Consider the following 23,499-nt stretch of genomic DNA (forward strand, 5'->3'; position numbering starts at 1 on the left):
GCGACGGGACGACCGGCGGAACCTGACGCGGTTCTACGGTGGCGTGGCGGGCAGGGTGACGGTGAATCGGGCGCCGGGGTGATTGTCCTGGATACGCACCTGCCCGCCATGGGCGGCCACCACGTCGCGCACGATGGCCAGGCCGAGACCCGCGCCGCCGGCATCGCGGCTGCGAGCATCGTCCAAGCGGGTGAAGCGCTCGAAGATCCGTTCCCGATCGGCCGTCGCGATGCCCGGTCCGTCGTCCGCGACGATCAGGGTGACCACCTCGTCTTTGGCTCCCAACGCAACGGTTACGCCGCTGGCGGCGTGCCGTACCGCGTTGTCCAGCAGGTTGCGCACGACGCGGTCCAGGCCCGCTGGGTCGCCCAGCACCTGCCCGGCCGATACCTGCCCGGCCTGCACCGTGACACCACGCCGTTGAGCGCGACGCACCTCTTGGAGCACCAGATCGTCCAGGTCGACGACCTGGCGCTGGAGTCGGCGGTTGGCGTCCAGCCGCGCCAGGGCCAGCAGGTCATCGACCAGGTGCGCGAGGCGTTCGGTGTCGGTGAGCATGCCTGCGGTCGTGGCTGTCGCGCGGGCCAGCTCGGGGTGGCGCGCGGCCACCTCCAGCTGCGCCTGCAACGCCGCGATCGGGCTGCGCAGCTCGTGGGCCGCGTCGGCGACGAACTGGCGCTGTCGGCTGGTGGCCTCCTCGATGCGGGCCAGCAGGTCGTTGAAGGTCGCCGCCAGTCGGCCCAGCTCGTCCTGCGGACCCGAGGAGTCGAGCCGGTCGCTGGGCTGGGTGCCGGGAATAGCCGCGGCCTGCCGGCGGATCGCCTCGACCGGGCGTAGGGCCAGCCCAATCAGCAACCACCCCACCAGGACCAGGGCGAGCACCAGGAAGGGAACCCCGACGGTCAGCGCCGTGCCCAGCTCACCGATGCTCTCTTCAACACCGGCGGTGGGCAGGCCCGCATAGACCGTGACCGGCCCGCCTGGGCCGTGGGCGGACAGCACTGCGACCCGGTAGGGGCCGTCATCGGCATCACCGGCACCATTCGTCACGGTGATCACCCGTGTGCCCCGAGGGCGGCCGGCCACGGTAAACATCCGCACACCGGGGTGGTCCAAGTTCGCCGAGGCCGCCACAACGTGCCCGCTGGCGTCGACCACCTGCACCGTCGGTGCCGAGTCCCCGGACCCCGGAATCGTATGTGGCAGCTTGTCGCGCGCAGCGTCGGCCGCGATCGTCTGGGCCTGCTGGGTCACCCGCGCGTCCAGGTTCGCCACCAGGGAGCTGTGCAGCCGCCACACCAGCAGTCCCGCGGCCAGGACCATCCCGACCGTAATGACCACGCTCGCGGCGGCCGTCAACCTCGCCCGCAGCGACCTGCGTGACCACCACGACCCGCGACGGGCGGGCATCGCGGGCGCCGAGTAGGGGTCCGGTGGCACGTTTCCTTGCTCAGCCCCCGTCGCCACGCAGGCGGTACCCGGCGCCCCGGACGGTCTCGATGCTCTTGCGGGCGTACGGGACATCGATCTTCTTCCGCAGGTAGCCAACATAGACCTCGACGATGTTCGGGTCTCCCTCATAGAACTCATCCCACACATTGGCCAAAATCTCACGTTTCGACAGGACCTCCTCGCGCCGCCGCAGCAGGCACTCCAGCAGCGCGAACTCCCGTGCCGTCAGCGCGATCTCGTCCTGCCCGCGATGGCATCGCCGGGTCGCCGGGTCCAAGATCAGGTCTCCGGCGGACAGCACCACCGGCCGGGCCGGAGCCCCACGGCGCACCAGGGCGCGCAGGTGCGCCAGCAGCACCACATACGAGAACGGCTTGGTCAGGTAGTCATCGGCGCCCAGGTCCAACGCATCGGCCTGGTCGTACTCCCCGTCCTTGGCCGTCAGCATCAGCACCGGGGTCCACACCTGACCGGCACGCATCCGCTTGAGCACCTCGTATCCGGACAACCCCGGCAGCATGATGTCCAGCACGACCACGTCATACAGCTGCTCGGTAGCGCGCCACAGCCCGTTGGTCCCATCGCCCTCGATATCGACCGTGAACCCATCGGCGGACAGGCCACGAGCCACCGCCTGTGCGAGGCGGTGCTCATCCTCCACCAGTAGCACCCGCATCCCAGAGATCCTTCCCTGTTTCGGTCGATTCCGCACCCAGCCTCACGAGGTGGACCTGTGCACACCCTGAGTGGACCTGAGAAGCACCTCAGGTCCACTCAGTCGAAATACAGGATCCCTGAGCCAACCTCGCGGGAGTAGCCAGGTCAGGTCGCACACCATCGGACGCGGGGAGGCACACCATGTATGTCGGACAGGGCAGCGACTGCCGCCGGCTCCGGTCTGCACCGCGCGGGTGGCCGGCTCCCCGGCAGGTGGCCTGGTGAACCTGGTCGGCCGGGTCACCCGGGCGGCCCGTCGACTGGGGCGACTCTTCGTGGTGTCTGCGGTCGTGCTGGTCATGTTGCTGCTGGGTGGCGCGCCGGCCCACGGTGGCCCCATCGGCCCGACGCTGGGGCCGTGGCATCCGGTGAGCTGGCGTGAGGTCCCCGCGGTGACAGCCAACCAGGGCGTCGCCCGGGTCAGTCGGCCCGGCGGCCCTTCGCGCCTGGTCACCCGCGGGCAAGGCGACGTGACGTCTGCGCTGTCCGCCCACGGGTGGTGGCATGTGGGCGATCCGGGTTCCCGACGCGGGTACCTGCTGGACGCATACCAGGGCCGCCCGGGTATGCACGCCAAGCTTTTCGTGCTCACCACCCCGACCGGGCGCCGCACCCAATGGATCCACCAGGACGTTGCCGGCGAGATGCTCAACAACTCCTTCGCCGCGATCGCCCCATCGGGGCGCTGGTTCGTCGGCGGCGAGTGGGGCGAGGTCGGCCGCCTGCTGGTCTATCCGACGCCTGGTCTCAACCCCTCAACGCGAGACCATCTCAAGAACCTGCCCCTGGCGGCCACGATCGCCCTGACCCGCCCGGTACGCAACGTGCAGGGCTGCTCGTTCTCGGCGCCCACAGTCCTGTTTTGTGCCACCAACGACTCGAGAACCGACCTGTTCCCGATGGCCCGCCAGCTGTTGCGGATCGACCTGGCTCATCCGCTGGACGGACACGGCGACCTCGGGGTCCCCCACGCACTGGGCACCGTGCCTCAGTACTCCCGCTGCCCCGGCACCGGGGAGATCGAAGGCATCGACGTGTCCGGGCCGACGCTCACCGTGGTCGTCAACGAGCCCAACCTGTGTCACGACCGCAGCGTGCTGCTGACCTTCGCCCGCAGGGCCAAGTGCACCAGCAGCCACCGGCCTACACCACAATCAGTCGCACCCCCACGGCCGGACGACAGCTACAAACCTGAACGAGTCACACAGGAGGCGTTTCTAAATTGACGGGCATGCAGCGCACGCGGCGGGTGAGGGCGGTCTTCACTCTGCTCGGCGTGCTTGTGGCGACGTCGATGGCTATGGGGTTGCTGGTTGCCGGGCTTGCGTTGCCTGCGGTGGGCGCGGCCGGCTCTGCGACGAACTCGAGTATCGACCTCTTCAACGAGATGCCCAGTTCCTTTGCGATGAACCCGTTGGCTCAGCAGTCGCGGATCCTCGCGGCGGATGGGTCGGTGATCGCCACACCGTTCAACAAGGACCGGATCGTCGTACCGCTGTCGCGGGTGTCGAAGGTGATGCAGCACGCGCAGGTCGCGATCGAGGACAAGCGGTTCTTCCAGCATGGTGCGGTCGACCCGCGTGGTTTGGCGCGTGCGATCGCGACGAACGTGTTCACGACCCGTACGCAGGGCGCGTCGACGCTGGTCCAGCAGTACGTGAAGGTGGCGATCGAGGACCAGGCGTTGAACTCGGGCAACACGGCCCTCGCGCAGCGGGCGGTCAGCCGCAGCGGGATGCAGGGATATCTGCGCAAGCTGCAGCAACTGAAGTATGCGGTGACCATTGAGCAGCACTACAGCAAGGATCAGATCCTCGACGGGTACTTGAACCTGGTCTACTACGGCGACCAGCAGTACGGCATCGAGGCTGCGGCCCGGCACTACTTCGGTGTGCACGCCTCCCAGCTGGACCTGCCCCAAGCGGCGCTGCTGGCCGGTGTGGTGAACGCGCCGAGTGCCTACGATCCGCGCACGCATCCGAAGGCGTCGGTCGCGCGCCGCAACATCGTGCTGGCCCGGATGCATGGGCAGGGCATGATCACCACCGCGCAGCTGAAGAGCGCGAAGGCGACCGGGCTGCACCTACATGTCACGCGGGTCAGCAGTGGTTGCGGGGCCTCGAAGTACCCGTACTTCTGCTACTACGTGTATGCCTGGTTGCTGCAGCAACCAGTCTTGGGCAAGACCGTGGCCGCGCGTGATGCGACCTTGCGGTCAGGTGGGTTGACGATCAAGACCGGCTTCCAGCCGAAGCGGGCCGACATGATGCGTCGGAAGATCGACGCGAAGGTTCCACCGGCCAACGGCGCCGGCGTGCAGTCCGCGGGGGTGATGATTCAGCCAGGTACCGGGCTGGTGCTGGCCACGGCGCAGAACACGTCCTACAGCAACGCTGCTTCTCCCGGTAAGCAGTCGATCAACTACGTCACCGGCACGCGGTACAACGGTGGTCAGGGGTTCGACTTCGGCTCTACCGCGAAGATGTTCGCCGTGGTGACTGCGCTCAAGGAGGGTAGGCCGGGAAACTTCACCATCGATGTCCCACCGGCCAGCGGCACGGATGCCGCCGGGCAGTTCCACGTCTACACCCACAAACTCTTCCACGACGTGTGCGGTCTGGGCCGGGCCGAGACGTGGAAGGTGCACAACGACGCACCGGTGCCGGCCGGTCCTATGCCCATCAACCGCGCGCTCGGGCAGTCGGTCAACACGGCGTTCGCGAAGCTGGTCGGCACGCTGGGCACCTGCAAGGTGCGTCGGACGATGATTGATTTCGGCATGACGCTCGGCAACGGACAGCCGCTGAACAAGACACCGTCCGGCATGGTGCTCGGCACCAACGCCGTCGCGCCGATCACCCTGGCCAACGCGTACGCCACGATCGCGGCCGGCGGCAAATACTGCGCGCCTCATCCGGTTGTAAGCATCACGGACTCCGGCGGCAAGAAGCTCAAGCTGTCCGGCACCGGCTGCAAGCAGGTGGTGTCGGCGAAGGTCGCCGCCGAGACGACGAAGATCCTGCGCAATGTCTTCGACAAGGGCAGCACCGCCGGGCCGTCGGGCAAGCTTGCCGGCGGCAGACCTGCCGCCGGCAAGACGGGCACCGTCACCGGGGCGACCCAGACCTGGTTCGTGGGCTACACCCCGCAGCTGACGACCGCGATCTGGGTCGGTCGGGCGAACGACGCTCGTCCCTTGAAGAACCTCAGTCTGGGCGGCACCTACTACCACGGGTACATCTACGGAGGCAGTCTTGCGGCGCCGCTGTGGAAGTCGATCATGGACACCGCCCTACACGGCAAACCAGTCGAGCAGTTCCCCAATCCCTGACCCCAACCTGGCGGCCCCTGTACACGCCCCCTACGGGGTCCGCAGCCGCTTCACTTACCACGGACAGCCCTGAGAGCGAGCTCAGAATTACTCAGCCGCGGCACAGGACGACGGCGCTAGCCTCACGTACGTGGATACGCATCGTCATCGGATTCTGTGCCTGACGCGCCGGCTCGCACTGTCCACTGCCGCGCCGTGTGGATGGCGGCCGTGAAAGTCAAGACGGGCCGGGCCGGTGCGAACGCGCGCACCGAGTCCGGCGGTCGGCCGCCTCGTCATCGCCCGGGGCGGCGCGGCAGGCTTCGTCTGTCGCGGCGTGGCCGCCGGATTCGCACGGGGATCGCGGTGCTGCTGTTGGTGGGGCTGACGTGGCTGGGTTTCTCGATCGGCGGGGCGTTGACAGCGCCGGGAACGGACTCGACGGCGGCACGGTTGGCGGAATGGGGTCGCACGCACCACCTGGGGTGGGCTGTCACGACGCTGGAGCAGAAGCAGTACGCCATGAACAAGCCGGCAACAGGCGGCAGCGTGGTCGGTGGTGTCCCCACGGTCCACCCGGTCGACCCCGCCGGTGGGTCCTCGACGGGGTCAACAACACAGCGTGGCCCACGTCTGGCCGCGCCACCGGCCCCGATCCGACCGCTGGCACCGTCCCGACTGGCGCGCGAGGGGCAGTGGCAGGCCCTATTCGGAGTCGGCAAGCACACCGCGGCACGCGTCGCGTTCCTACGACCGGACACGACCCACACCTCCTACCTGGTGGATGTGGTCTGGATGGACCCGAGCCTGCTGCGGTTCAAGCTGTTTCCCGGGTACCAGGTGCCCGGCCCGCCGATGACCGCACCAGATCAACTGCTGGGAGCGGACGCGAAGTCCGTACTGGCGACGTTCAACTCGGGATTCCAGATGGGCGACTCTCACGGTGGTTACTGGCAAAACGGCCGGACCATCAAACGGCTACGCAGCGGTGCCGCATCGATGGTCTTGTCCAAGGACGGGCACCTGTCCGTCAAGGCGTGGCCGGGTGGTCCGCCGGGCCACCAGGTCGTGGCAGTACGGCAGAACCTCAGCCTGCTCATACAGGGCGGGAAGATCTCCCCGCTGGTCTCCAGCGCCAACACCAAGACCTGGGGTGTGACCGTCGGCAACAAGGACTTCGTCTGGCGTACCGGGATCGGGGTCCGGGCCGACGGGTCCATCGTGTTCGTCGTTGGCCCCGCGTTGAACGTGCAGACGCTGGCGACCATCTTGCAGCGCGCTGGCGCGATCAACGCGATGGAGCTGGACATCAACCCCGAGTGGACCAACTACCTGACCTACACCCACACCACATCCGGTGGTGCCGTGCCGCACCGGCTCGGCACCGACACGATGCCGAGCCTGGTGCGCTACCTACAACCCTCCTCCCGTGACTTCGTCGGCGTCTTTGCGCGCTAAGCGGCAGCGCCCTGGCTCCCGCCGCTCGGCCGCCCGCGCGCTGCTGTCGTGCTCGCGACCTCGGCAGTGGACCAAGAACCTGCTGGTTCTCATCGCCCCGATGGCCGCCGGAGTCATCACCCACCCAGCCGTCCTGCTACGGCTCCTGATCGCACTGGTCGCGTTCACTCTGGCCTCATCTGCCGTGTACCTGGTCAACGACCTGCTGGACCTGTCGCTGGACCGCGCTCACCCGATCAAGCGCAACCGGCCGCTGGCCAGCGGCCGGTTGCCCGTGCCGGTCGCGCGGAACACGGTGCCCATCCTGGCGGTCCTTGCCGTGGGCGTCGCCGCCCTCGGCGGTTGGGCCCTGGCGGGCATCGTGGTGCTCTACCTGGCCAGCTCCATGCTGTACTGCGCGCGGCTCAAGCACGAGACCGTCCTGGATCTGGTGTTCGTCGTCATCGGGTTCCTGCTGCGCGCGATCGGCGGCGGGATCGCGGCGCAGGTGCCGGTGTCTCGGTGGTTCGTGCTGACCGTGGGCCTCGGTGCGTTGTTCGTCATTGCGGGCAAGAGGTATGCCGAACTGGTCCTGGTGCAGCGGGGCCTGTCCGCGGGGCGCCCGGTGCTACGCCAGTACAGCGCCAGCTACCTGCGGTTCGTGTGGACGCTCGCCGCGGCAGCCCTGCTGGTCACCTACGCGCTGTGGTCGTTCACCGTGGCCGCCGGCACCGACAGCGCCACCTGGAGCGTCGTGTCGATTCTGCCGTTCGTCGTGGTGTTGCTGCGGTATGCGGTGATCGTGGACGCCGGAGGGGCAGGGGAACCCGAGGAGATCGTGCTGGGGGACCGGATGCTGCTGGGTACGGCAGTGGTCTGGCTGGTGCTGCTGGTTGCCGCGGTCTACGTATAGGGAAAGCGTCGCGAACTCCCCTCGCGGCACGGGATAAGGGCTGGTTCAGACGGGCAGTCGCCGGAACAGCGGATAGGGCAGGTGACGCAACCCGGCCATCACCCAGCGCATCGCGGGCGGGCTCCACGCGATGCGCCGCCCGTGGGCCAGCCCGTCGATCACGGCCCGGGCAACCTGCGACGGATCCTGGGACAGCGGCGGCGACGGCAGCCCCTCGGTCATGGGGGATCGCACGAACCCCGGCCGCACCACCAGGACGTGCACCCCGTCACCGCGCAGTGCCTCGCCCAGCCCGAGGTAGAACCCGTCCGCGCCGGCCTTGCTCGCACCATACGCAAAGTTTGAGCGCCGGACCCGTTCCCCGGCAACCGACGAGAGCAGGACCATCGCGCCGTGGCCCTGCTCGCGCAACCGCCGGCCGGCCAGCACCCCGACCAGCACCGCGCCGCGGTAGTTGATGTCGGTCATTCGCAGCGCCGCATCGACGTCTGTCCACGCCGCTTCCTGATCACCCAGCACTCCGGCGGCCACGAGCACCACATCGATGTCCGGGCCTCCTGCAAAAACCGTCTCGATCTGCGCTCGGGCAAGGGTGGGGTCCGTCAGCTCAAGGTCGTGCTCGCTGACGACGGCGCCCTCGCCGCGCAGCTCGTTCGCGACGTCCGCACGAGCCGGCGTGGGTCGCGCGGCTAGCACCACCTGCAGGCCCGGGCGTTGGCTCATCCACTCGCGCACGGTTGCCAACGCGATCGCCGAGGTCCCACCGATCACGACCACACGTTGAACGTTCTGCATCGCATCCTTCACAGTTGCACCCTTCGTGCGAGGTCGGAGGTGAACACACCGTTGGGGTCGAACCGGTCCCGGACCTCGCGCCACTCGGAAAGTCGCGGATACATGGCGTGAGCGCTGCGGGCAGTCATCCGGGAGTCCTTCGCGAAGTAGGACCGCCCCCCGACCTCGAGTATCTTCTCATCGAGCCGGTCCAGCAGCATGCCTGTCGCGGGGTCGCCCGCGGGGATGTCAAGGGTCAGCGTCCATCCCGGCCGCGGAAATGACAGGTACCCCGGGTTGCCCGACCCCATCCGCTTCAGGACGGACAGGAACGAGGCGAGCCCATTGCTACTGAACGACGCCACCACCTGACGGATGGCGTCGGGCGAGTCCAGCGGCACCAGCACCTGGTACTGCAGGAACCCGCTGCTGCCATAGATCCGGTTCCACCCGGCGACACCGTCCAGCGGATGGAAGAATGCGCCAACCGACTGCGGTTGCCCCATCCGTGCCCTGGGCGCCTTTCGGAACCACGCCTCGTTGAACGCGCCGACGCTGTACCGGTTCAACAGCCCATTCGGCCACCCGGGCGGCGCCGCCAGCCGAGTGCGGGACGTGAAGGTCAACGGGTGATCCCGGCGGGGAGCGGGCAATTCATCGACCGTCGCGAACCGGCCGCGAGTCAGCACCGACCGTCCGAGGGCTGCACCACGGGCCAGGCAGTCCACCCACGCGACCGAGTAGTCATACCGGTCATCGTCTTCCATTTGAGCGAGCACGTCGTCCAGGTTGGCGCACCGCCGCGTGTCGACCAGCAGGGTGGACGTGCGCACGCACTTCATCCGGATCCGGGCACGCAAGATCACCCCGGTCAGACCCATGCCACCGACGGTGGCCCAGAACAGCGGCTCGCCCGCGACGACGCGACGCACCCGGCCATCTCCGGTGACCAGCGTCAACTCCTGCACATGAGCCCCGAAGCTCCCATCCCGATGATGGTTCTTACCATGCACGTCCGCGGCGATCGCGCCGCCGACGGTGACCTGCCGGGTGCCCGGGCTCACCGGGACGAACCACCCCAGCGGCAACAGCTCACGGATCAGCTGGTCCATGCTGACGCCGGCCTCTACCTCCACGACCCCGGTCGCCTCGTCGACCTGCAGAATCGCCCGCCGAGCGGTCATATCGAGCACCAGGCCCCCCGCGTTCTGGGCGGCGTCCCCATAGCTGCGGCCCAACCCTCGGGCAAGTACCCCTCGCCGACCCGCGCTGCCGACAAGCATTGCGACCTGCTCATCATCGTCGACGGTGAACACGTCGGCCACCGACGCGGCCGTACGGCCCCAGCCCGTCAGGCTCCTGCGTACACCGGCCCGAGCCGGGTCACCGGCACGGGCCGAAGTCATACCGACACTGTAAACGACGCAGCTCGCACTGCTCGCCCACGCCACACCATTCGCTCTCCGAGCATCGCCCGCGCGCATCCCTTCGCCCGCAGTTGGCGCGAGCTCAAGGCAGCCGTGGGGTTGGCAATCACCGGCAGCCAGAACACTGCCGTGCACACCGTGACCCGAGCCGTCCGGTTCGCGCCCGCAGTGAAGACCGGTAGACGCTGCTTCTAGATGGCGATCATCTGGTCGTCTGGCCACCGGACCCGAAGGAGTCGGCGTGATTGGCCACCACGCCAGCGGCCGCTGGCGGGTCCGAGTCACGTACCGAGGTGTGGTCGGCGCTGACCGATTTTCGAATACCGCACCGACGCTGTGCAGTGGACTCTCGGCACGGCATGGCGACGGCTGCTGCTCGTGCGAATCGCTCAGCCCACCGTGGCGCATGGCTTCGACAGCGTGTGAGCTTCCACAGGGCTGGTCCCGTGTCCGAGTCGGCAAACCGAGGGGCTTTGCTCCGGCCACTACGTCGATGGTCCCGCGCAAGCCGCTGACCTGCGGTTTTGTGTGTGCCCTCGGGCAGATTCGAACTGCCGACACCCGCTTTAGGAGAGCGGTGCTCTATCCCCTGAGCTACGAGGGCGGAGACTGGTTGGCGCCCCGGAGACCTGAGGCTCCCGAGTGGTGCTTTCCCGGTCTGCGTGCATCAGCACTCACCGGGCCACGAAGGTGGTGGCGTGCGAGCGCGGACGCGAGATATACCGTACCCGAGCGCGGCGGGCACCCTGGCATCCCGGTCGGCCACTCAGGCGGTGGTGATCCCGTCCGCGTCGTCGGACGTGCGCCGGGCAGCGGCCTCGCGTTTGGTCTCGTTGACCGCGGTCTCGTAGGCCGTGACCAGCGCGGCGATCGTCAGGGGCTTGAAGCGTTCGACCGTCTCGCGCAGCTGATCGGCGGGCACATCCGCCTGTTTGTATACGGGCCACACGAGTGTGCGGAACACTTCCGTCAGCTCGTCCGCGATGGCCCGACCGTGGGCGGTGAAGATGGCCTGCGCCGCGACAGCGGCCGACTTCGGCAGCCCGAGGTCGAGGATGGACACCGCGACGGACAGGTGGGCGACGGCGACGTGGTAGCGATCGCCTTCGGGCTGCACGATGCCGAGGGCCTGCAGCGTGTCGAGGTCGTCCTGGCTCAGCGAGCGTCCGGCGCGCTCCTCCAGCTGAGGAAGAGCCAGGATCTCCGGAAGGTCGGGCATCCACGGGGCCAGCAGGGTGCGATGCAGCGCGATGGTCTCGGGGCTGGCGTCCTGGGGGATCCGGGCCAGATAGCTCTCGATGGCGGCGAGGGTGAATCCGTGGGCCTGCAGCTCACGCACCAGTTCGAGACGTGCGAGATGGTCGGCGGTGTAGTAGGCCGACCGGCCGCGCCGGATCGGTGCGGGCAGCATTCCGCGGCCCGTGTAGAACCGAATTGTCCGGACTGCGAGGCCGGACCGTGCGACGAGCTCGTTGAGTGTGAGCTCGGGCATCGGAGTCTGCGACATGAGCGACATCGTCGCACAGGTCGCGGCTAAAAATGAGACGACTATTGCAACAGTGACACTGTTGCTGTCACTCTATGGTGATCCGCGTCACCTCGGAACCCGGTCCGGGATGTGCACGCATCACCTCGAGAGCAACGAACCCACGGAGGTTCCCTTGAAGCGCAAGATGTCTCGCAAAGCCACCGTCCGCACGGCGGCAGTCGCCGCGATGGCAGCGGGTGGCATGTTGGCCACTGCGGCCGCGCCGGCGCACGCCGCCACCCTGCCCGAAGGCAATCTGGCCAACGCGCTCGTCAACTACGTGGCCGCCCCGAACGCCCTCGCCGGGGGCAACGACTGGTCCTGCAAGCCCACCGCGATCCACCCGAACCCGGTCATCCTGGTGCCGGGGACGCTGGACAACATGGGCTCGACCTTCGTCAAGACCGCGCCGGCGCTGAAGAACGCCGGCTACTGCGTGTACTCCCTCAACTACGGCTTCGACGCCCTGTCCCTGGGCCGAGCCTCCGGACTGGCCCCCGTGCCGACATCGGTCCAGCAGCTCGCGAACTTCGTGACGAAGGTGCGGGCCTCGACGGGCGCGGCCAAAGTCGACCTCGTCGGGTGGTCACAGGGCGGACTGCTGCCAATCGACTACATCAAGCGCTACGGCGGCAACACCCAGGTCGCGCACTACGTCGGCTGGTCCCAGAGCAGCAATGGGACGACCGTTGACGGGTTCACCTCGCTCGCCAGCGCCATGGGTGTCGCAGGCTTCCCTGGTCTCGCGTTCGGCACGCTCGATATGCCGGGTGTGCGGGACCAACTGGTCGGCAGCGCCTACCTCAAGGGGCTGGACGCCGTTCCGCTGCCCACTGGACCGAAGTACCTGTCGATCCTGACCACGCAGGACGAACTGCTGACGCCCTACACGAATGGGGCTTTGCCGGCGCCTGCGACCAACGTCACCATCCAGAACTACTGCCCGGCCGACCAAACCGGTCACATCGGGCTGACCCTCGACGACCCGACACTGCAGCTCACGATGAACTTCCTGAACAACGGCTCGAGCAGCTTCAAGCCGACGTGCACAGGGTTCGGCATGCCCGACCTCTGATCCGTCCACCCAGGAAGCAGAAGGAGCGGGTGTCGGCGACTGCCGGCACCCGCTCCTTCAGGGTTTCGCGATCAGGAATCGGCGTAGTGCGCGTCCAACTCGGCGCCGAAGGTCTCACCGACGACCTTGCGTCGCAGCTTCAGGCTCGGGGTGAGTTCGCCGTGCTCGACGGTCAGGTCTCGACCCAAGATGGTGAACCGCTTGATCTGTTCCCACCGGTTCAGGCCGTCGTTCAAGGTGTCGACGTAGGACTGCACGAGCTCACGTGCCTGCGGCGAGGTGACGATCTCGGCATACGACCCATGGGCCAGACCCTGCTTCGCCGCCCAGCCGGTGATCGCGTCGGCGTCCAGGGTCACCAGGGCCGAGACGAAGTTGCGGTTCGGGCCATGCACGAGGAAGTTGCTGACGTAGGGGCAGATCCCCTTGAACTTCGCCTCGATCAGCGACGGTGCGACATATTTGCCGTTGGATGTCTTGAACAGCTCCTTCTTGCGGTCGGTGATGCGCAGGAAGCCGTCGTCGTCGATCTCGCCGATGTCACCGGTGTGCAGCCAGCCGTCCTCGTCCAGCGCCTCGGCGGTGGCCTCGGGATTGTTGTGGTAGCCCGACATGACACCGGGCCCGTGGATCAGCACCTCGCCGTCGTCGGCGATCCGCACCTCGGTGCCGGACAGCGGCCACCCGACCTTGCCGATCCGGAACCGATCAATGCGAGTCACCGTGCTCGCGGCACCCGACTCGGTCATCCCGTAGCCCTCGGCGATGAACATCCCGGTCGCCGCGAACCAGCGGGCGACGTCGGTGTTGAGCATCGCGGATCCGGACAGGAAGAACCGGACCCGGCCGCCGAACCGCTGACGGACCTTGGCCATGACCAGCCGGTCGGCGAGGAGGTGCTGGGCCTTCAGTCCCGGCCCCGGCCGCCTGCCCGCCTCCTGCGCGTCGACCCAGCGACCGCCCACGCCACTGGCCCAGTCGAACAGCTTGGCCTTCGCGCCGCCCTCGTCCGCCATCATCGTGGCGATCCCGCCGTAGGCCTTCTCGAAGATGCGCGGAGCGGCACCCATGAAGGTGGGCCGGATGACCGGCAGGTTGTCGATGATCTTGTCGACCCGCCCGTCGATGGCGGTCTCGAAGCCCACCTGCAACGGAACGAGCAGCAGGATCTTGCCGAAGGCGTGGGCCATCGGCAGCCAGAGGAACTGCAGGTCGTCCGGGCGCAGGATGCCCATGGCGGCGCAGGCCGCCGCCTCATAGGTCCATGACCTGTGCGGCAGGCGCACGCCCTTGGGCCGGCCGGTGGTGCCGGACGTGTAGATGAGGGTGGCGAGGTGCTCCTCGGTCGTGCCGTCGATGCGATCGTCGACCAGGTTCGCCTCCCGCGCGAGCCGGCGCAGCCCGCGCGCTCGCAGGTCGTTCAGCGAGATCACCCAGTCGCCATCCGCGGTGCCCTCGAAGGTCACCACCTGGGCCACCTCCGGCAGCTCGTCGCGGTGCTCGCGCAGCTTGGCGATCTGGGCGTCGTCCTCGGCGAAGACCACCCGGCAGCCGGAGTCGCGCACAATGAACGTCACGTCCTGGGCGATCGACGTCGGATAGACCGTGGTGGTCGCCGCACCCGCGCACATGATCGCCAGATCGGCAACGGCCCACTCATACCGCGTGCTGGAGGCAATGGCCACTCGATCCTCGAGCTCGAGACCCAGGTCGATCAAGCCCGCGGCAAGGGCGTAGACCTGCTCCTTCGTCTGCGACCAGGTGACCGACTCCCAGGCCGACCCGACGAGGTAGCGAAACGCCGGTCGGTCGGGCGTCTGCCGGGTGCGCCACCGGAACAGCTCGCTGACGGTCCGCTGTCGTTGATCGATGACCTCCGCTCGGATGTGCTCGACGGGGTGCTGCCCGGTGGTTGTGCTCATCTGGCGAGATTCCTTGTCAGGTCGGGGTCTGGACACGACCACTCGCGGCCATCATTGCTGTTATGGACCAGCGTGATCGTCGTCCGCGGTGTGCGGTCACCCTAGCGCCATTGACAGTGTCACTGTAAGTGTTACTGTGGGGTAGCCGACGCACGCCGTCGGATGCCCCGGCTGCGGAGCACCGACGCAAACCCAGGAGCTTTGAACATGGCTGAGATTCCCCAGGCGCTCGTCTACGACGCCATCCGCACGCCGCGAGGTCGCGGCAAGAAGACCGGCTCACTGCACGAGATCAAGCCCATCGATCTGGTGGTCGGGCTGATCGATGAGCTGCGCAAGCGCAACCCGGAGCTCGACCCGGCGCGCATCGACGACATCGTGCTCGGCGTGGTCGGTCCGGTAGGGGACCAGGGCCAGGACATCGCCAAGACGGCCGCCCTCGCGGCCGGCCTGCCCGAGACCGTCGCCGGGGTGCAGCTCAACCGTTTTTGCGCCTCCGGCCTCGAGGCGGTCAATCAGGCCGCCTCCCGTGTCCGGTCCGGTTTCGAAGACCTGATCATCGCCGGCGGCGTCGAGTCGATGTCGCGGGTGCCCATGGGCTCCGACGGTGGAGCGTGGGCGGCGGATCCCGCAACGGCGATCGCCACCGACTTCATCCCGCAGGGCATCGGCGCCGACCTGCTCGCCACGATCGAGGGTTTCAGCCGCACCGACGTCGACGAGTTCGCGGCACAGTCGCATGCGCGCGCCGCGCATGCGCAGGAGGCCGGCTACTTCAAGGGCTCCATCGTCCCGGTTGTCGACCGCAACGGTCTGACCGTCCTGGACCACGACGAAACCATCCGCCCGGGCACGTCGGCGGAGTCACTTGCCGGCCTGAAGCCGTCGTTCAAGGACATGGGTGAGATGGGTGGCTTCGACGCGGTCGCGTTGGAGAAGTACCACTGGGTCGACCAGATCGAGCACGTCCACCACGCCGGCAACTCCTCCGGCATTGTGGACGGCGCAGCGCTCATGCTGATCGGCACCGAGCAGGTAGGCCGGGACCTCGGTCTGCGACCCCGAGCCAGGGTGCTCGCGGTGGCGGTTAGTGGGGCCGACCCGACCATCATGCTGACAGGCCCGAAGCCGGCTGCGCTCAAGGCACTCGCCAAGGCCGGCCTCAAGGCGTCCGACATCGACCTCCTCGAGATCAACGAGGCCTTCGCCGCCGTGCCCATGAGGTTCATGCGCGACCTCGACATCTCCCACGACCGGGTCAACGTCAACGGCGGCGCGATCGCGATGGGCCACCCGCTGGGCGCAACCGGCGCGATGATCCTCGGCACCCTGGTCGACGAGCTCGAGCGTCGAGACCTGCGCCGCGGCCTGGCCACCCTCTGCGTCGGCGGCGGGATGGGTATCGCCACCATCGTCGAGCGCGTCTGAACACCCAACGACTTCAAGGAAATTCAATGACTCAGACAACTGACCAGCAGACCGCTGTCCGCTACGACCGGGATGCCGACGGCATCGTGACGCTGACCCTGGACGACCCGCAGGCCAGCGCCAACACCATGAATGAGCGGTATGCAGCCGGGATGGGCGCCGCGATCGACCGCCTCGAGGCCGAGCGCGAGGAGCTCACCGGTGTCGTGCTCGCGAGCGCCAAGAAGACCTTCTTCGCCGGGGGCAACCTGAGCAAGCTGCAGGCCGTGCAGCCCGACGACGCCAAGGCGTTCTTCGAGGAGATCGAGAAGATCAAGTCGCAGCTGCGTCGACTCGAGCAGATCGGCAAACCCGTGGTTGCCGCCCTGAACGGCACCGCGCTCGGTGGCGGCATGGAGATTGCTCTGGCCGCGCACCACCGCATCGCGGTCGACGGCGCCAAGACGAAGTTCGGCTTCCCCGAGGTCACCCTCGGGCTGCTCCCCGGTGGCGGCGGAGTCACCCGCACCGTCCGGATGCTCGGACTGCAGTCGGCACTGATGGACTGGCTGCTGCAGGGTCAGCAGCGCGGCCCGGTCCAGGCGAAGGAGAAGGGCCTGGTCGACGAGGTCGTCGAGACCCAGGACGAGCTGCTGCCGGCAGCGCGAGCCTGGGTGCTGGCCCACAAGGACGACGCGGACGCGGCCACCCAGCCCTGGGACCGCAAGGGCTACCGGATGCCCGGTGGCACGCCGGCCAGCCCCAAGCTGGCCCAGTTCCTGCCGGCCTTCCCCGCCAATCTGCGCAAGCAGCTCAAGGGTGCCGCCTACCCGGCCCCCCGCGCGATCCTGTCGGCTGCCGTCGAGGGCGCGCAGGTGGATGTCGACACCGCCAGCCGGATCGAGTCGCGCTACCTCACCGGCCTGGTCACCGGCCCGATCGCCAAGAACATGATCCAGGCGTTCTTCTTCGACCTGCAGAAGATCAACTCGGGTGCGTTGCGGCCCAAGGAGATTGAGCCGTCGAAGGTCGGCCGGGTCGGAGTGCTCGGGGCCGGAATGATGGGTGCCGGGATCGCCTACGCGTGCGCCACCCGAGGCATCGACGTCGTCCTGAAGGACGTCTCTGCCGAGGGCGCCGACAAGGGCAAGGCCTACAGCAGCACGCTGCTGGACAAGAAGGTCGCCAAGGGCCGGATGACGCAGGAGAGCCGCGACGAGATCCTGGCTCGCATCACGCCTACCGCCGATGCCGCCGACCTTCGTGGCTGCGACGCGGTCATCGAGGCTGTTTTCGAGGACGGCGACCTGAAGGCGAAGGTGTTCACCGAGGCGGAGCAGGTGCTCGGTGACGACGCACTGCTGTGCTCGAACACCTCCACGCTGCCGATCACCTCGCTCGCCAAGAACGTCTCACGCCCCGCGGACTTCATCGGTCTGCACTTCTTCTCGCCGGTCGACAAGATGAAGCTCGTCGAGATCATTCGTGGCAAGCAGACCTCCGATGCGGCGCTGGCCCGCGCCATCGACCTCGTGCAGCAGATCGGCAAGATCCCGATCGTCGTCAACGACAGCCGCGGCTTCTTCACCAGCCGTGTCTTCGGCACCCTCATCATGGAGGGTGTGGCACTGGTCGGCGAGGGCGTGGACCCGGCGACCGTGGAGCGCGCCGCGACGATGGCCGGTTTCCCTGCAGCGCCGCTCACCATGCTCGACGAGGTGTCCCTGACACTGCCTCAGCACGTGCGTGCCGAGGCAGAGAAGGCGGCGAAGGCAGCCGGCGAGGCGCTGCCCGACCAGCCGGGCAGCGCCCTGATCGACCAGATGGTGGACGAGTTCGGCCGTAAGGGTCGCGCCGCGGGAGCGGGGTTCTACGACTACCCGAGCGATGGTCCCAAGAAGCTGTGGCCCGGTGTGCGTGAGCACTACACGAAGGCCGGGCTCGAGATGCCGCTGCGCGACATCGAGGACCGTTACCTGTTCGTCATGGCCCTGGAGACCGCGAAGTGCTTCGAAGAGGGTGTGATCGACTCCGCTGCGGCCGCCAACATCGGGTCGATCTTCGGCATCGGCTTCCCGCCGCTCTACGGCGGCGCCGTGCAGTTCATGGAGGGCTACGCGGGCGGCCTGTCCGGATTCGTGGCACGGGCCCGCGAACTGGCGAAGGCCTACGGTCCCCGCTTCGAGCCCAGCGACTGGCTCGTCGCGAAAGCAGCTTCGGATGAGAGCTTCTAGGGTGAGCGACCTTCCCCTGGCTGACGTTCGGGTCGTCAGCCTGGCGATCAACCTGCCTGGTCCGGCGGCCGCAGCCAGGCTGTGTGCCCTCGGCGCCCACGTCACCAAGATCGAGCCGCCGAACGGCGACCCGCTTGCCTTCGGCGCCGCTGCCTACTATGCGCAACTGGTCGACGGGCAGGACGTCGTGACCCTGGACCTCAAGGACGGTGCCGAGCGGGAGAAGCTCTGGACTCTGCTGAGCCAGACCGACCTGCTCGTCACGTCCAGCCGGCCCTCGGCGCTCGCCCGACTCGGACTCGACTGGCCGACGCTGCACGCGCGGGCTCCGCAGCTGTGCGCCGTGTCGATCGTCGGTCATCCGGGCGAGCAGGCCGAGGTCGCGGGACACGATCTGACCTATCAGGCGAGTGTCGGCACCTTGCAGCCACCGCAGATGCCTGCCGTGCTCATTGCCGACCTGGCCGGCGCCGAGCGGGCGGTCGCCGACGGGCTCGCGACGCTGCTGCAGCGCGCTAGCACCGGTGAGGGCGCGCATCGCGAGGTCGCGCTGAGCGACGTCGCCGAGTCGATGGCACAGCCCAGGGTCCACGGCATGACCGCGTCGGGTGGATTCCTCGGCGGCGGCCTTCCCGCCTACGGGATCTACCCGACGGCAGCGGGATTCATCGCTCTCGCCGCAATCGAGAGCCACTTCTGGAAGAACCTGACCGAGCAGCTTGGAGTCGAGGGGAGCCGGGAGGACCTCGAGGCGGCGTTCAGCAGGCGCACGGCCGACGAATGGGAGACCTGGGGTCGCGAGCACGGCCTGCCGATCGCCGCAGTGCGCGGTCCGCAGGCCCCGGCCGCAGACTCCACGACGCAGAATGACGAGGACTGACAATGCAACTGACCAGCACCTACCGCTCACCGTGGATGACCGAAGAGCTCGACGATGTGCGCGATCTCGCTCGCACGTTCTTCGAGAAGGAGTCGGTCCCCAACCACGACCGCTGGGCGGAGCAGCATCAGGTCGACCGTGAGTTCTGGAACGCTGCGGGGCAGGCAGGCCTGCTGTGCATGGCGATTCCCGAGGAATACGGCGGCGGTGGCGGAACCTTCGCCCACGAAGCCGTCGTCATGGAGGAGCAGGCCGCAGCAGGGGACGACGCCTTCGGCTACAGCGTGCACAGCACGATCGTCGCGCCGTACATCTACAGGTACGGGACGGAGGAGCAGAAGCAGCGGTGGCTGCCGAAGCTGGCCACCGGCGAACTCGTGGGAGCCATCGCCATGACCGAGCCCGGCGCCGGATCTGATCTGCAGAATCTGCGCACGTCCGGCCGCCTCGACGGCGACCACTACGTCATCAACGGTTCAAAGACGTTCATCACCAATGGAAGTCACGCGAACCTGATCATCATCGTCACCCGCACCGGGGACGAGGGCGGCAAGGGCCTGTCGCTCGTCGTGGCCGAGACCGACGGTCTCGACGGTTTCGAGCGCGGACGGGTCCTGAAGAAGATCGGGATGCCCGGCCAGGACACCCGGGAGCTGTTCTTCGCGGACATGCGCGTCCCGAAGGACAATGTGCTCGGCGGCGAAGAGGGTCAGGCGTTCATCCAGCTGATGGAGCAGTTGCCGCAGGAGCGGCTCATCATTGCGGTCGCCGCGGCCAAGGGCATGGAGGTCGCGGTCGAGCAGACCGTCGCATACGCCAAGGAGCGTCAGGCATTCGGCCGGGAGCTGATGAAGTTCCAGAACACCCGCTTCGTGCTCGCCGAGTGTGCGACCGAAGCCCGCGCGGTGCGCACACTCGTCGATCACTGCATCCAGCAGCACCTTCTGGGCGAGCTCGACGCGTCGACTGCGTCCATGGCGAAGTGGTATGCCACGGAGAAGCAGTGCGAGGTCATCGACCGTTGCCTGCAGGTCTTCGGCGGGTACGGGTACATGCTCGAATACCCCATCGCCAGGGCGTACGCCGCCGCACGCGTGCAGAAGATCTACGGAGGCACCAACGAGATCATGAAGGAGCTCATCGCCCGCACCCTGTAGTCACGGGCGAGATCTCCGCTGCCCAGTATCGCGCTTTGCCCAGGACCGACCATCGCGCCGTGGACCACGGTGCGTCACCTCCCGGAGGACACATGTCGCACTACGTCATCATCGGCGGCGGAAGCGGGGGTGCGGTGCTGGCCGCACGCCTCACCGAGGACCCGGCCACCACCGTGACCCTGTTGGAGGCCGGACCCTCCTCGGATGTCGACGAGGTCAATATCCCGGCAGCGTTCTACACCACCTGGCGCAGCAAATGGGACTGGAACTACCAGATCACCGAGCAGAAGCAGCTGGCCGGACGCCGAGGCTCATGGCCGCGGATGAAGGCACTCGGCGGGTGCTCCTCGATGAACGCGATGATCTACATCCGGGCGAACCCCGTCGACTTCGACGGGTGGCGTGACACCTACGGTGCGCAGGGTTGGGCGTATGAGGATGTCCTCCCGTATTTCATCAAGGCGGAGCACAATTCGCGTCTGAGCGGTCCCTACCACGGCACGCAGGGTCCGCTGCGCGTCGAGGACCGACGCACGACTCATCCGCTGTCGCATGCATGGGTCGAGTCGGCGGTCGAGTCCGGGATGCGACGCACCGATGACTTCAACGGCGCGGAGCAGGAAGGTGCCGGGCAGTATCAGGTCACCTGCCACAAGGGGCGCCGCTGCTCGACCGAGAAGGCGTATCTGCAGCCGGCGCGTGGGCGTGCGAACCTGACGGTGATCACCGATGCGCTGGCGACCAGAATCGTCATGGCAGGCGGTCGCGCCGTCGGTGTCGCCTATCGTCACCAGGGCGAGGACCACACGGCATACGCCGAGGCCGAGGTGCTGCTGTGCGGCGGAGCCATCAACTCGCCCCAGCTGCTGATGCTCTCGGGCATCGGCCCCGGCGCGCACCTGCGCGAGACGGGGGTCGACGTCGTCGCCGACCTTGCCGGCGTGGGCCAGAACCTGCAGGATCATCCGCTGGTCCCGCTGATCTGGAAGACGACGGGCACGACCGACCTCCTCGATCTCAACACTCCGGCGAACCTTGCACGAGCCAAGTTCCTCGGCAGGGGACCGCTGGTCTCGAATCTCGCCGAGGCAGGCGGATTCTGGCGCAGCCGCGAGGATCTGCCGGCTCCGGATCTGCAGTCCGTCATCGCCCCGACCGGCTACTGGGACAATGCCGAGCGCGAGTCCAACCAGCGCCTGGTCACCGTCGGCACCACGTTGATCAACGTCGCCAGCCGCGGCCAGATCCGCCTGCGCTCGACGGACCCGCGGTGGCACCCGGAGATCGACCCGGCCTACTACGACCGGGGTGAGGACCTCGATGCCATCACGCTCGGCGTGCGGCAGACCTTCGACATCGCCACGTCCGGGCCGCTGGCACGCATGCTGGGGCCGGCCTTCATGCCGAGCGCGGACGACGGGAGGCGGGTCAGTGACCAGGACCTCGAAACGCACATTCGAGCCACGACGCAGACGCTCTACCACCCGGTCGGCACCTGCGCGATGGGCACCGGGCCCGACGCGGTCGTCGACGCGCAGCTGAAAGTGCACGGCATCGACGGTCTGCGGGTGGTCGACGCCTCCGTCATGCCGGAGGTCCCGCGCGGCAACACCAACGCACCCACCATCATGATCGCCGAACGTGCCGCCGACCTGATCCGTGGGCGCGCGCCGCTTCCGCAGATCGCACTGGCGCGACCGACGACCCGCACGGCGGCCACGGCAGGAGCATCTCGATGAGCACTACCTTGCAGTCCATCAACCCGACCACCGGCGACGTGGTGGCCAGCCCGCCGGTCGACGACGCATCGCGCGTCGCCGAGGCCGTGGCGCGTGCCCGGGAGGAGGTCGACTGGTGGGAAGGGCTGGGTTTCGCCGGGCGCAAGGAGGTCCTCGATCGCTGGCGCGGGCTGCTCGCTCGCCGTGTGCCCGAGCTTGCCCGGATCGTCCATGACGAGACCGGCAAGCCGATTGCGGATGCGCAGCTGGAGATCGGTCTGGCGATCGAGCACCTGGCCTGGGCCACCCGGCATGCGGAGAAGGTGCTCGGCCGCAAACAGGTGTTCAGCGGGGCGCTCATGATCAACCAGGCGGCGAGCCTCGAGCGTCGACCGCTCGGGGTGATCGGCGTCATCGGCCCCTGGAACTATCCGGTCTTCACCCCGATGGGCTCGATCGGCTACGCCCTCGCGGCCGGCAACACGGTGGTCTTCAAGCCGAGCGAGCTGACTCCCGCCACCGGACGGTGGCTCGCCGACACGATGGAGCAGGTCCTGCCCGGCCGTCACCTGGTGCAGGTGCTCTTCGGCGGTGGTGACGTCGGAGCGGCCCTGTGCCGGGCCGGCGTCGACAAGCTCGCCTTCACCGGGTCGACGGCAACGGGCAAGAAGGTGATGGCGACCTGCGCCGAGACCCTGACCCCGGTCATCATCGAGGCCGGCGGCAAGGACGCGCTGCTCGTCGATGAGGACGCCGACCTGGACGCCGCCGCCGAGGCCGCCGCCTGGGGCGCCTTCTCGAATGCCGGCCAGACCTGCCTCGGCGTCGAGCGGATCTATGTGCACGAGCGGGTCTACGACGACTTTCTGGCCAGGCTGACCGCCATCGCTCGCGAGATCCGGCACGGCGACCGACAGGACGCGCAATACGGCCCGATGACGCTGCCCAAGCAGATCGACGTCATTCGCGATCATGTGAACGACGCCCTCCGCCGGGGCGGACGCGCGGTCCTCGGCGGCGCGGAGGCCGTGGGGGAGCGCTTCGTGGCCCCGACGATCCTCGTTGACGTGCCTGAGGACTCGACAGCGGTCACTGAGGAGACCTTCGGGCCGACAGTGACCGTGACGAGGGTGTCGTCGATGGACGAGGCCGTCGAGGCGGCCAACGCCGGGCGTTACGGGCTGGGCTCCACCGTCTTCTCCGCGGCGCGGGGACCTGAGCTGGCGCACCGGCTACGCTGCGGCAGCACCGCGATCAACGGCATCATCACCTTTGCCGCGATTCCGGCACTGCCGATGGGCGGCGTCGGGGACTCGGGGTTCGGACGCATTCATGGCGCCGACGGTCTGCGGGAGTTCACCTATGCCAAGGCCGTTGCGCGGCAACGTTTCTCTCCGGCACTGGCCCTGACGACCTTCGCTCGCACGGAGAAGGCCGACACCGCCTTCGCCCAGCTGATCATGGTGCTGCACGGCGGCAAGAACCTCCTGCCGGCCAAGGCAGGGCGCCGCCGCCGCTGAGCCCGCACCCAACCGGGGAGTGGCAGCC

The 23,499-nt window shown here is 68.0% G+C and carries 17 protein-coding genes and 1 tRNA gene; 11 read left to right on the forward strand and 7 right to left on the reverse strand.

Annotated elements, in window-relative coordinates; genetic code table 11:
- Nucleotides 1-33: 33 nt before the first annotated feature.
- Complete coding sequence (locus tag FGL98_RS02135; protein WP_146315010.1) at nucleotides 34-1,323, reverse strand: sensor histidine kinase; 1,290 nt, start codon at nucleotides 1,321-1,323, stop codon at nucleotides 34-36.
- Between the two features lie 127 nt (nucleotides 1,324-1,450).
- A complete protein-coding gene (locus FGL98_RS02140) occupies nucleotides 1,451-2,128 on the reverse strand; it encodes a response regulator transcription factor (protein ID WP_146315011.1) in 678 nt (225 codons plus the stop codon).
- A gap of 262 nt (nucleotides 2,129-2,390) precedes the next feature.
- On the opposite strand from FGL98_RS02140, the gene FGL98_RS02145 reads away from it, so the two are divergent.
- The 4 genes from FGL98_RS02145 to FGL98_RS02160 all read left to right on the forward strand — a co-directional run bounded on the left by FGL98_RS02145 (nucleotide 2,391) and on the right by FGL98_RS02160 (nucleotide 7,829).
- Nucleotides 2,391-3,395 (forward strand): hypothetical protein, encoded by a 1,005-nt coding sequence (locus FGL98_RS02145; protein WP_146315012.1) that lies wholly within the window; start codon nucleotides 2,391-2,393, stop codon nucleotides 3,393-3,395.
- Nucleotides 3,396-3,400: 5 nt separating this feature from the next.
- Nucleotides 3,401-5,500, forward strand: a complete 2,100-nt coding sequence (locus FGL98_RS02150) for a transglycosylase domain-containing protein (RefSeq protein WP_146315013.1) — start codon at nucleotides 3,401-3,403, stop codon at nucleotides 5,498-5,500.
- Between the two features lie 210 nt (nucleotides 5,501-5,710).
- A complete protein-coding gene (locus FGL98_RS02155; RefSeq protein ID WP_186525929.1) occupies nucleotides 5,711-6,937 on the forward strand; it encodes a phosphodiester glycosidase family protein in 1,227 nt (408 codons plus the stop codon).
- Nucleotides 6,909-7,829, forward strand: coding sequence for a decaprenyl-phosphate phosphoribosyltransferase (locus tag FGL98_RS02160; RefSeq protein ID WP_186525930.1), 921 nt, complete (start codon nucleotides 6,909-6,911; stop codon nucleotides 7,827-7,829). Before FGL98_RS02155 ends, FGL98_RS02160 begins: the two co-directional genes overlap by 29 nt.
- Nucleotides 7,830-7,874: 45 nt before the next feature.
- Here the strand turns inward: FGL98_RS02160 and dprE2 are convergent, their stop codons facing one another.
- From dprE2 to FGL98_RS02180, 4 genes are all read right to left on the reverse strand, one after another.
- Nucleotides 7,875-8,636 carry a decaprenylphospho-beta-D-erythro-pentofuranosid-2-ulose 2-reductase gene (dprE2, locus tag FGL98_RS02165; RefSeq protein WP_146315016.1) on the reverse strand — a complete coding sequence of 254 codons (762 nt, stop codon included), beginning with the start codon at nucleotides 8,634-8,636 and terminating at the stop codon, nucleotides 7,875-7,877.
- Complete coding sequence (dprE1, locus tag FGL98_RS02170) at nucleotides 8,633-10,009, reverse strand: decaprenylphosphoryl-beta-D-ribose oxidase (protein WP_146315017.1); 1,377 nt, start codon at nucleotides 10,007-10,009, stop codon at nucleotides 8,633-8,635. The genes dprE2 and dprE1 overlap by 4 nt, the downstream gene beginning before the upstream one ends.
- 552 nt (nucleotides 10,010-10,561) lie before the next feature.
- Nucleotides 10,562-10,634: transfer RNA gene (locus FGL98_RS02175), tRNA-Arg, on the reverse strand.
- 162 nt (nucleotides 10,635-10,796) lie between these two features.
- Entirely contained in the window at nucleotides 10,797-11,537 is a 741-nt protein-coding gene (locus tag FGL98_RS02180) for a MerR family transcriptional regulator (protein ID WP_222431971.1), read from the reverse strand.
- Between FGL98_RS02180 and FGL98_RS02185 the strand changes: the two genes are divergently transcribed.
- Nucleotides 11,536-12,633, forward strand: coding sequence for an alpha/beta hydrolase (locus FGL98_RS02185; RefSeq protein ID WP_222431972.1), 1,098 nt, complete (start codon nucleotides 11,536-11,538; stop codon nucleotides 12,631-12,633). The genes FGL98_RS02180 and FGL98_RS02185 overlap by 2 nt on opposite strands.
- Before the next feature lie 71 nt (nucleotides 12,634-12,704).
- Here the strand turns inward: FGL98_RS02185 and FGL98_RS02190 are convergent, their stop codons facing one another.
- Nucleotides 12,705-14,555 carry an AMP-dependent synthetase/ligase gene (locus tag FGL98_RS02190; protein WP_146315020.1) on the reverse strand — a complete coding sequence of 617 codons (1,851 nt, stop codon included), beginning with the start codon at nucleotides 14,553-14,555 and terminating at the stop codon, nucleotides 12,705-12,707.
- A gap of 207 nt (nucleotides 14,556-14,762) precedes the next feature.
- Between FGL98_RS02190 and FGL98_RS02195 the strand changes: the two genes are divergently transcribed.
- The 6 genes from FGL98_RS02195 (at nucleotide 14,763) to FGL98_RS02220 (ending at nucleotide 23,471) form a co-directional block, all read left to right on the forward strand.
- Complete coding sequence (locus tag FGL98_RS02195) at nucleotides 14,763-15,983, forward strand: acetyl-CoA C-acetyltransferase (RefSeq protein ID WP_146315021.1); 1,221 nt, start codon at nucleotides 14,763-14,765, stop codon at nucleotides 15,981-15,983.
- A gap of 26 nt (nucleotides 15,984-16,009) precedes the next feature.
- Nucleotides 16,010-18,196 (forward strand): 3-hydroxyacyl-CoA dehydrogenase NAD-binding domain-containing protein, encoded by a 2,187-nt coding sequence (locus FGL98_RS02200; RefSeq protein WP_146315022.1) that lies wholly within the window; start codon nucleotides 16,010-16,012, stop codon nucleotides 18,194-18,196.
- Nucleotides 18,183-19,076 (forward strand): CoA transferase, encoded by an 894-nt coding sequence (locus FGL98_RS02205; protein WP_146315023.1) that lies wholly within the window; start codon nucleotides 18,183-18,185, stop codon nucleotides 19,074-19,076. Before FGL98_RS02200 ends, FGL98_RS02205 begins: the two co-directional genes overlap by 14 nt.
- Nucleotides 19,077-19,078: 2 nt before the next feature.
- Nucleotides 19,079-20,233 carry an acyl-CoA dehydrogenase family protein gene (locus FGL98_RS02210; RefSeq protein WP_146315024.1) on the forward strand — a complete coding sequence of 385 codons (1,155 nt, stop codon included), beginning with the start codon at nucleotides 19,079-19,081 and terminating at the stop codon, nucleotides 20,231-20,233.
- A gap of 92 nt (nucleotides 20,234-20,325) precedes the next feature.
- Nucleotides 20,326-21,972 carry a GMC family oxidoreductase gene (locus FGL98_RS02215; RefSeq protein ID WP_146315025.1) on the forward strand — a complete coding sequence of 549 codons (1,647 nt, stop codon included), beginning with the start codon at nucleotides 20,326-20,328 and terminating at the stop codon, nucleotides 21,970-21,972.
- Complete coding sequence (locus tag FGL98_RS02220) at nucleotides 21,969-23,471, forward strand: aldehyde dehydrogenase family protein (RefSeq protein WP_146315026.1); 1,503 nt, start codon at nucleotides 21,969-21,971, stop codon at nucleotides 23,469-23,471. Before FGL98_RS02215 ends, FGL98_RS02220 begins: the two co-directional genes overlap by 4 nt.
- Nucleotides 23,472-23,499: the final 28 nt, after the last annotated feature.

The organism is Leekyejoonella antrihumi (genome assembly GCF_007845645.1).
GTDB classification, from domain to species: domain Bacteria; phylum Actinomycetota; class Actinomycetes; order Actinomycetales; family Dermatophilaceae; genus Leekyejoonella; species Leekyejoonella antrihumi.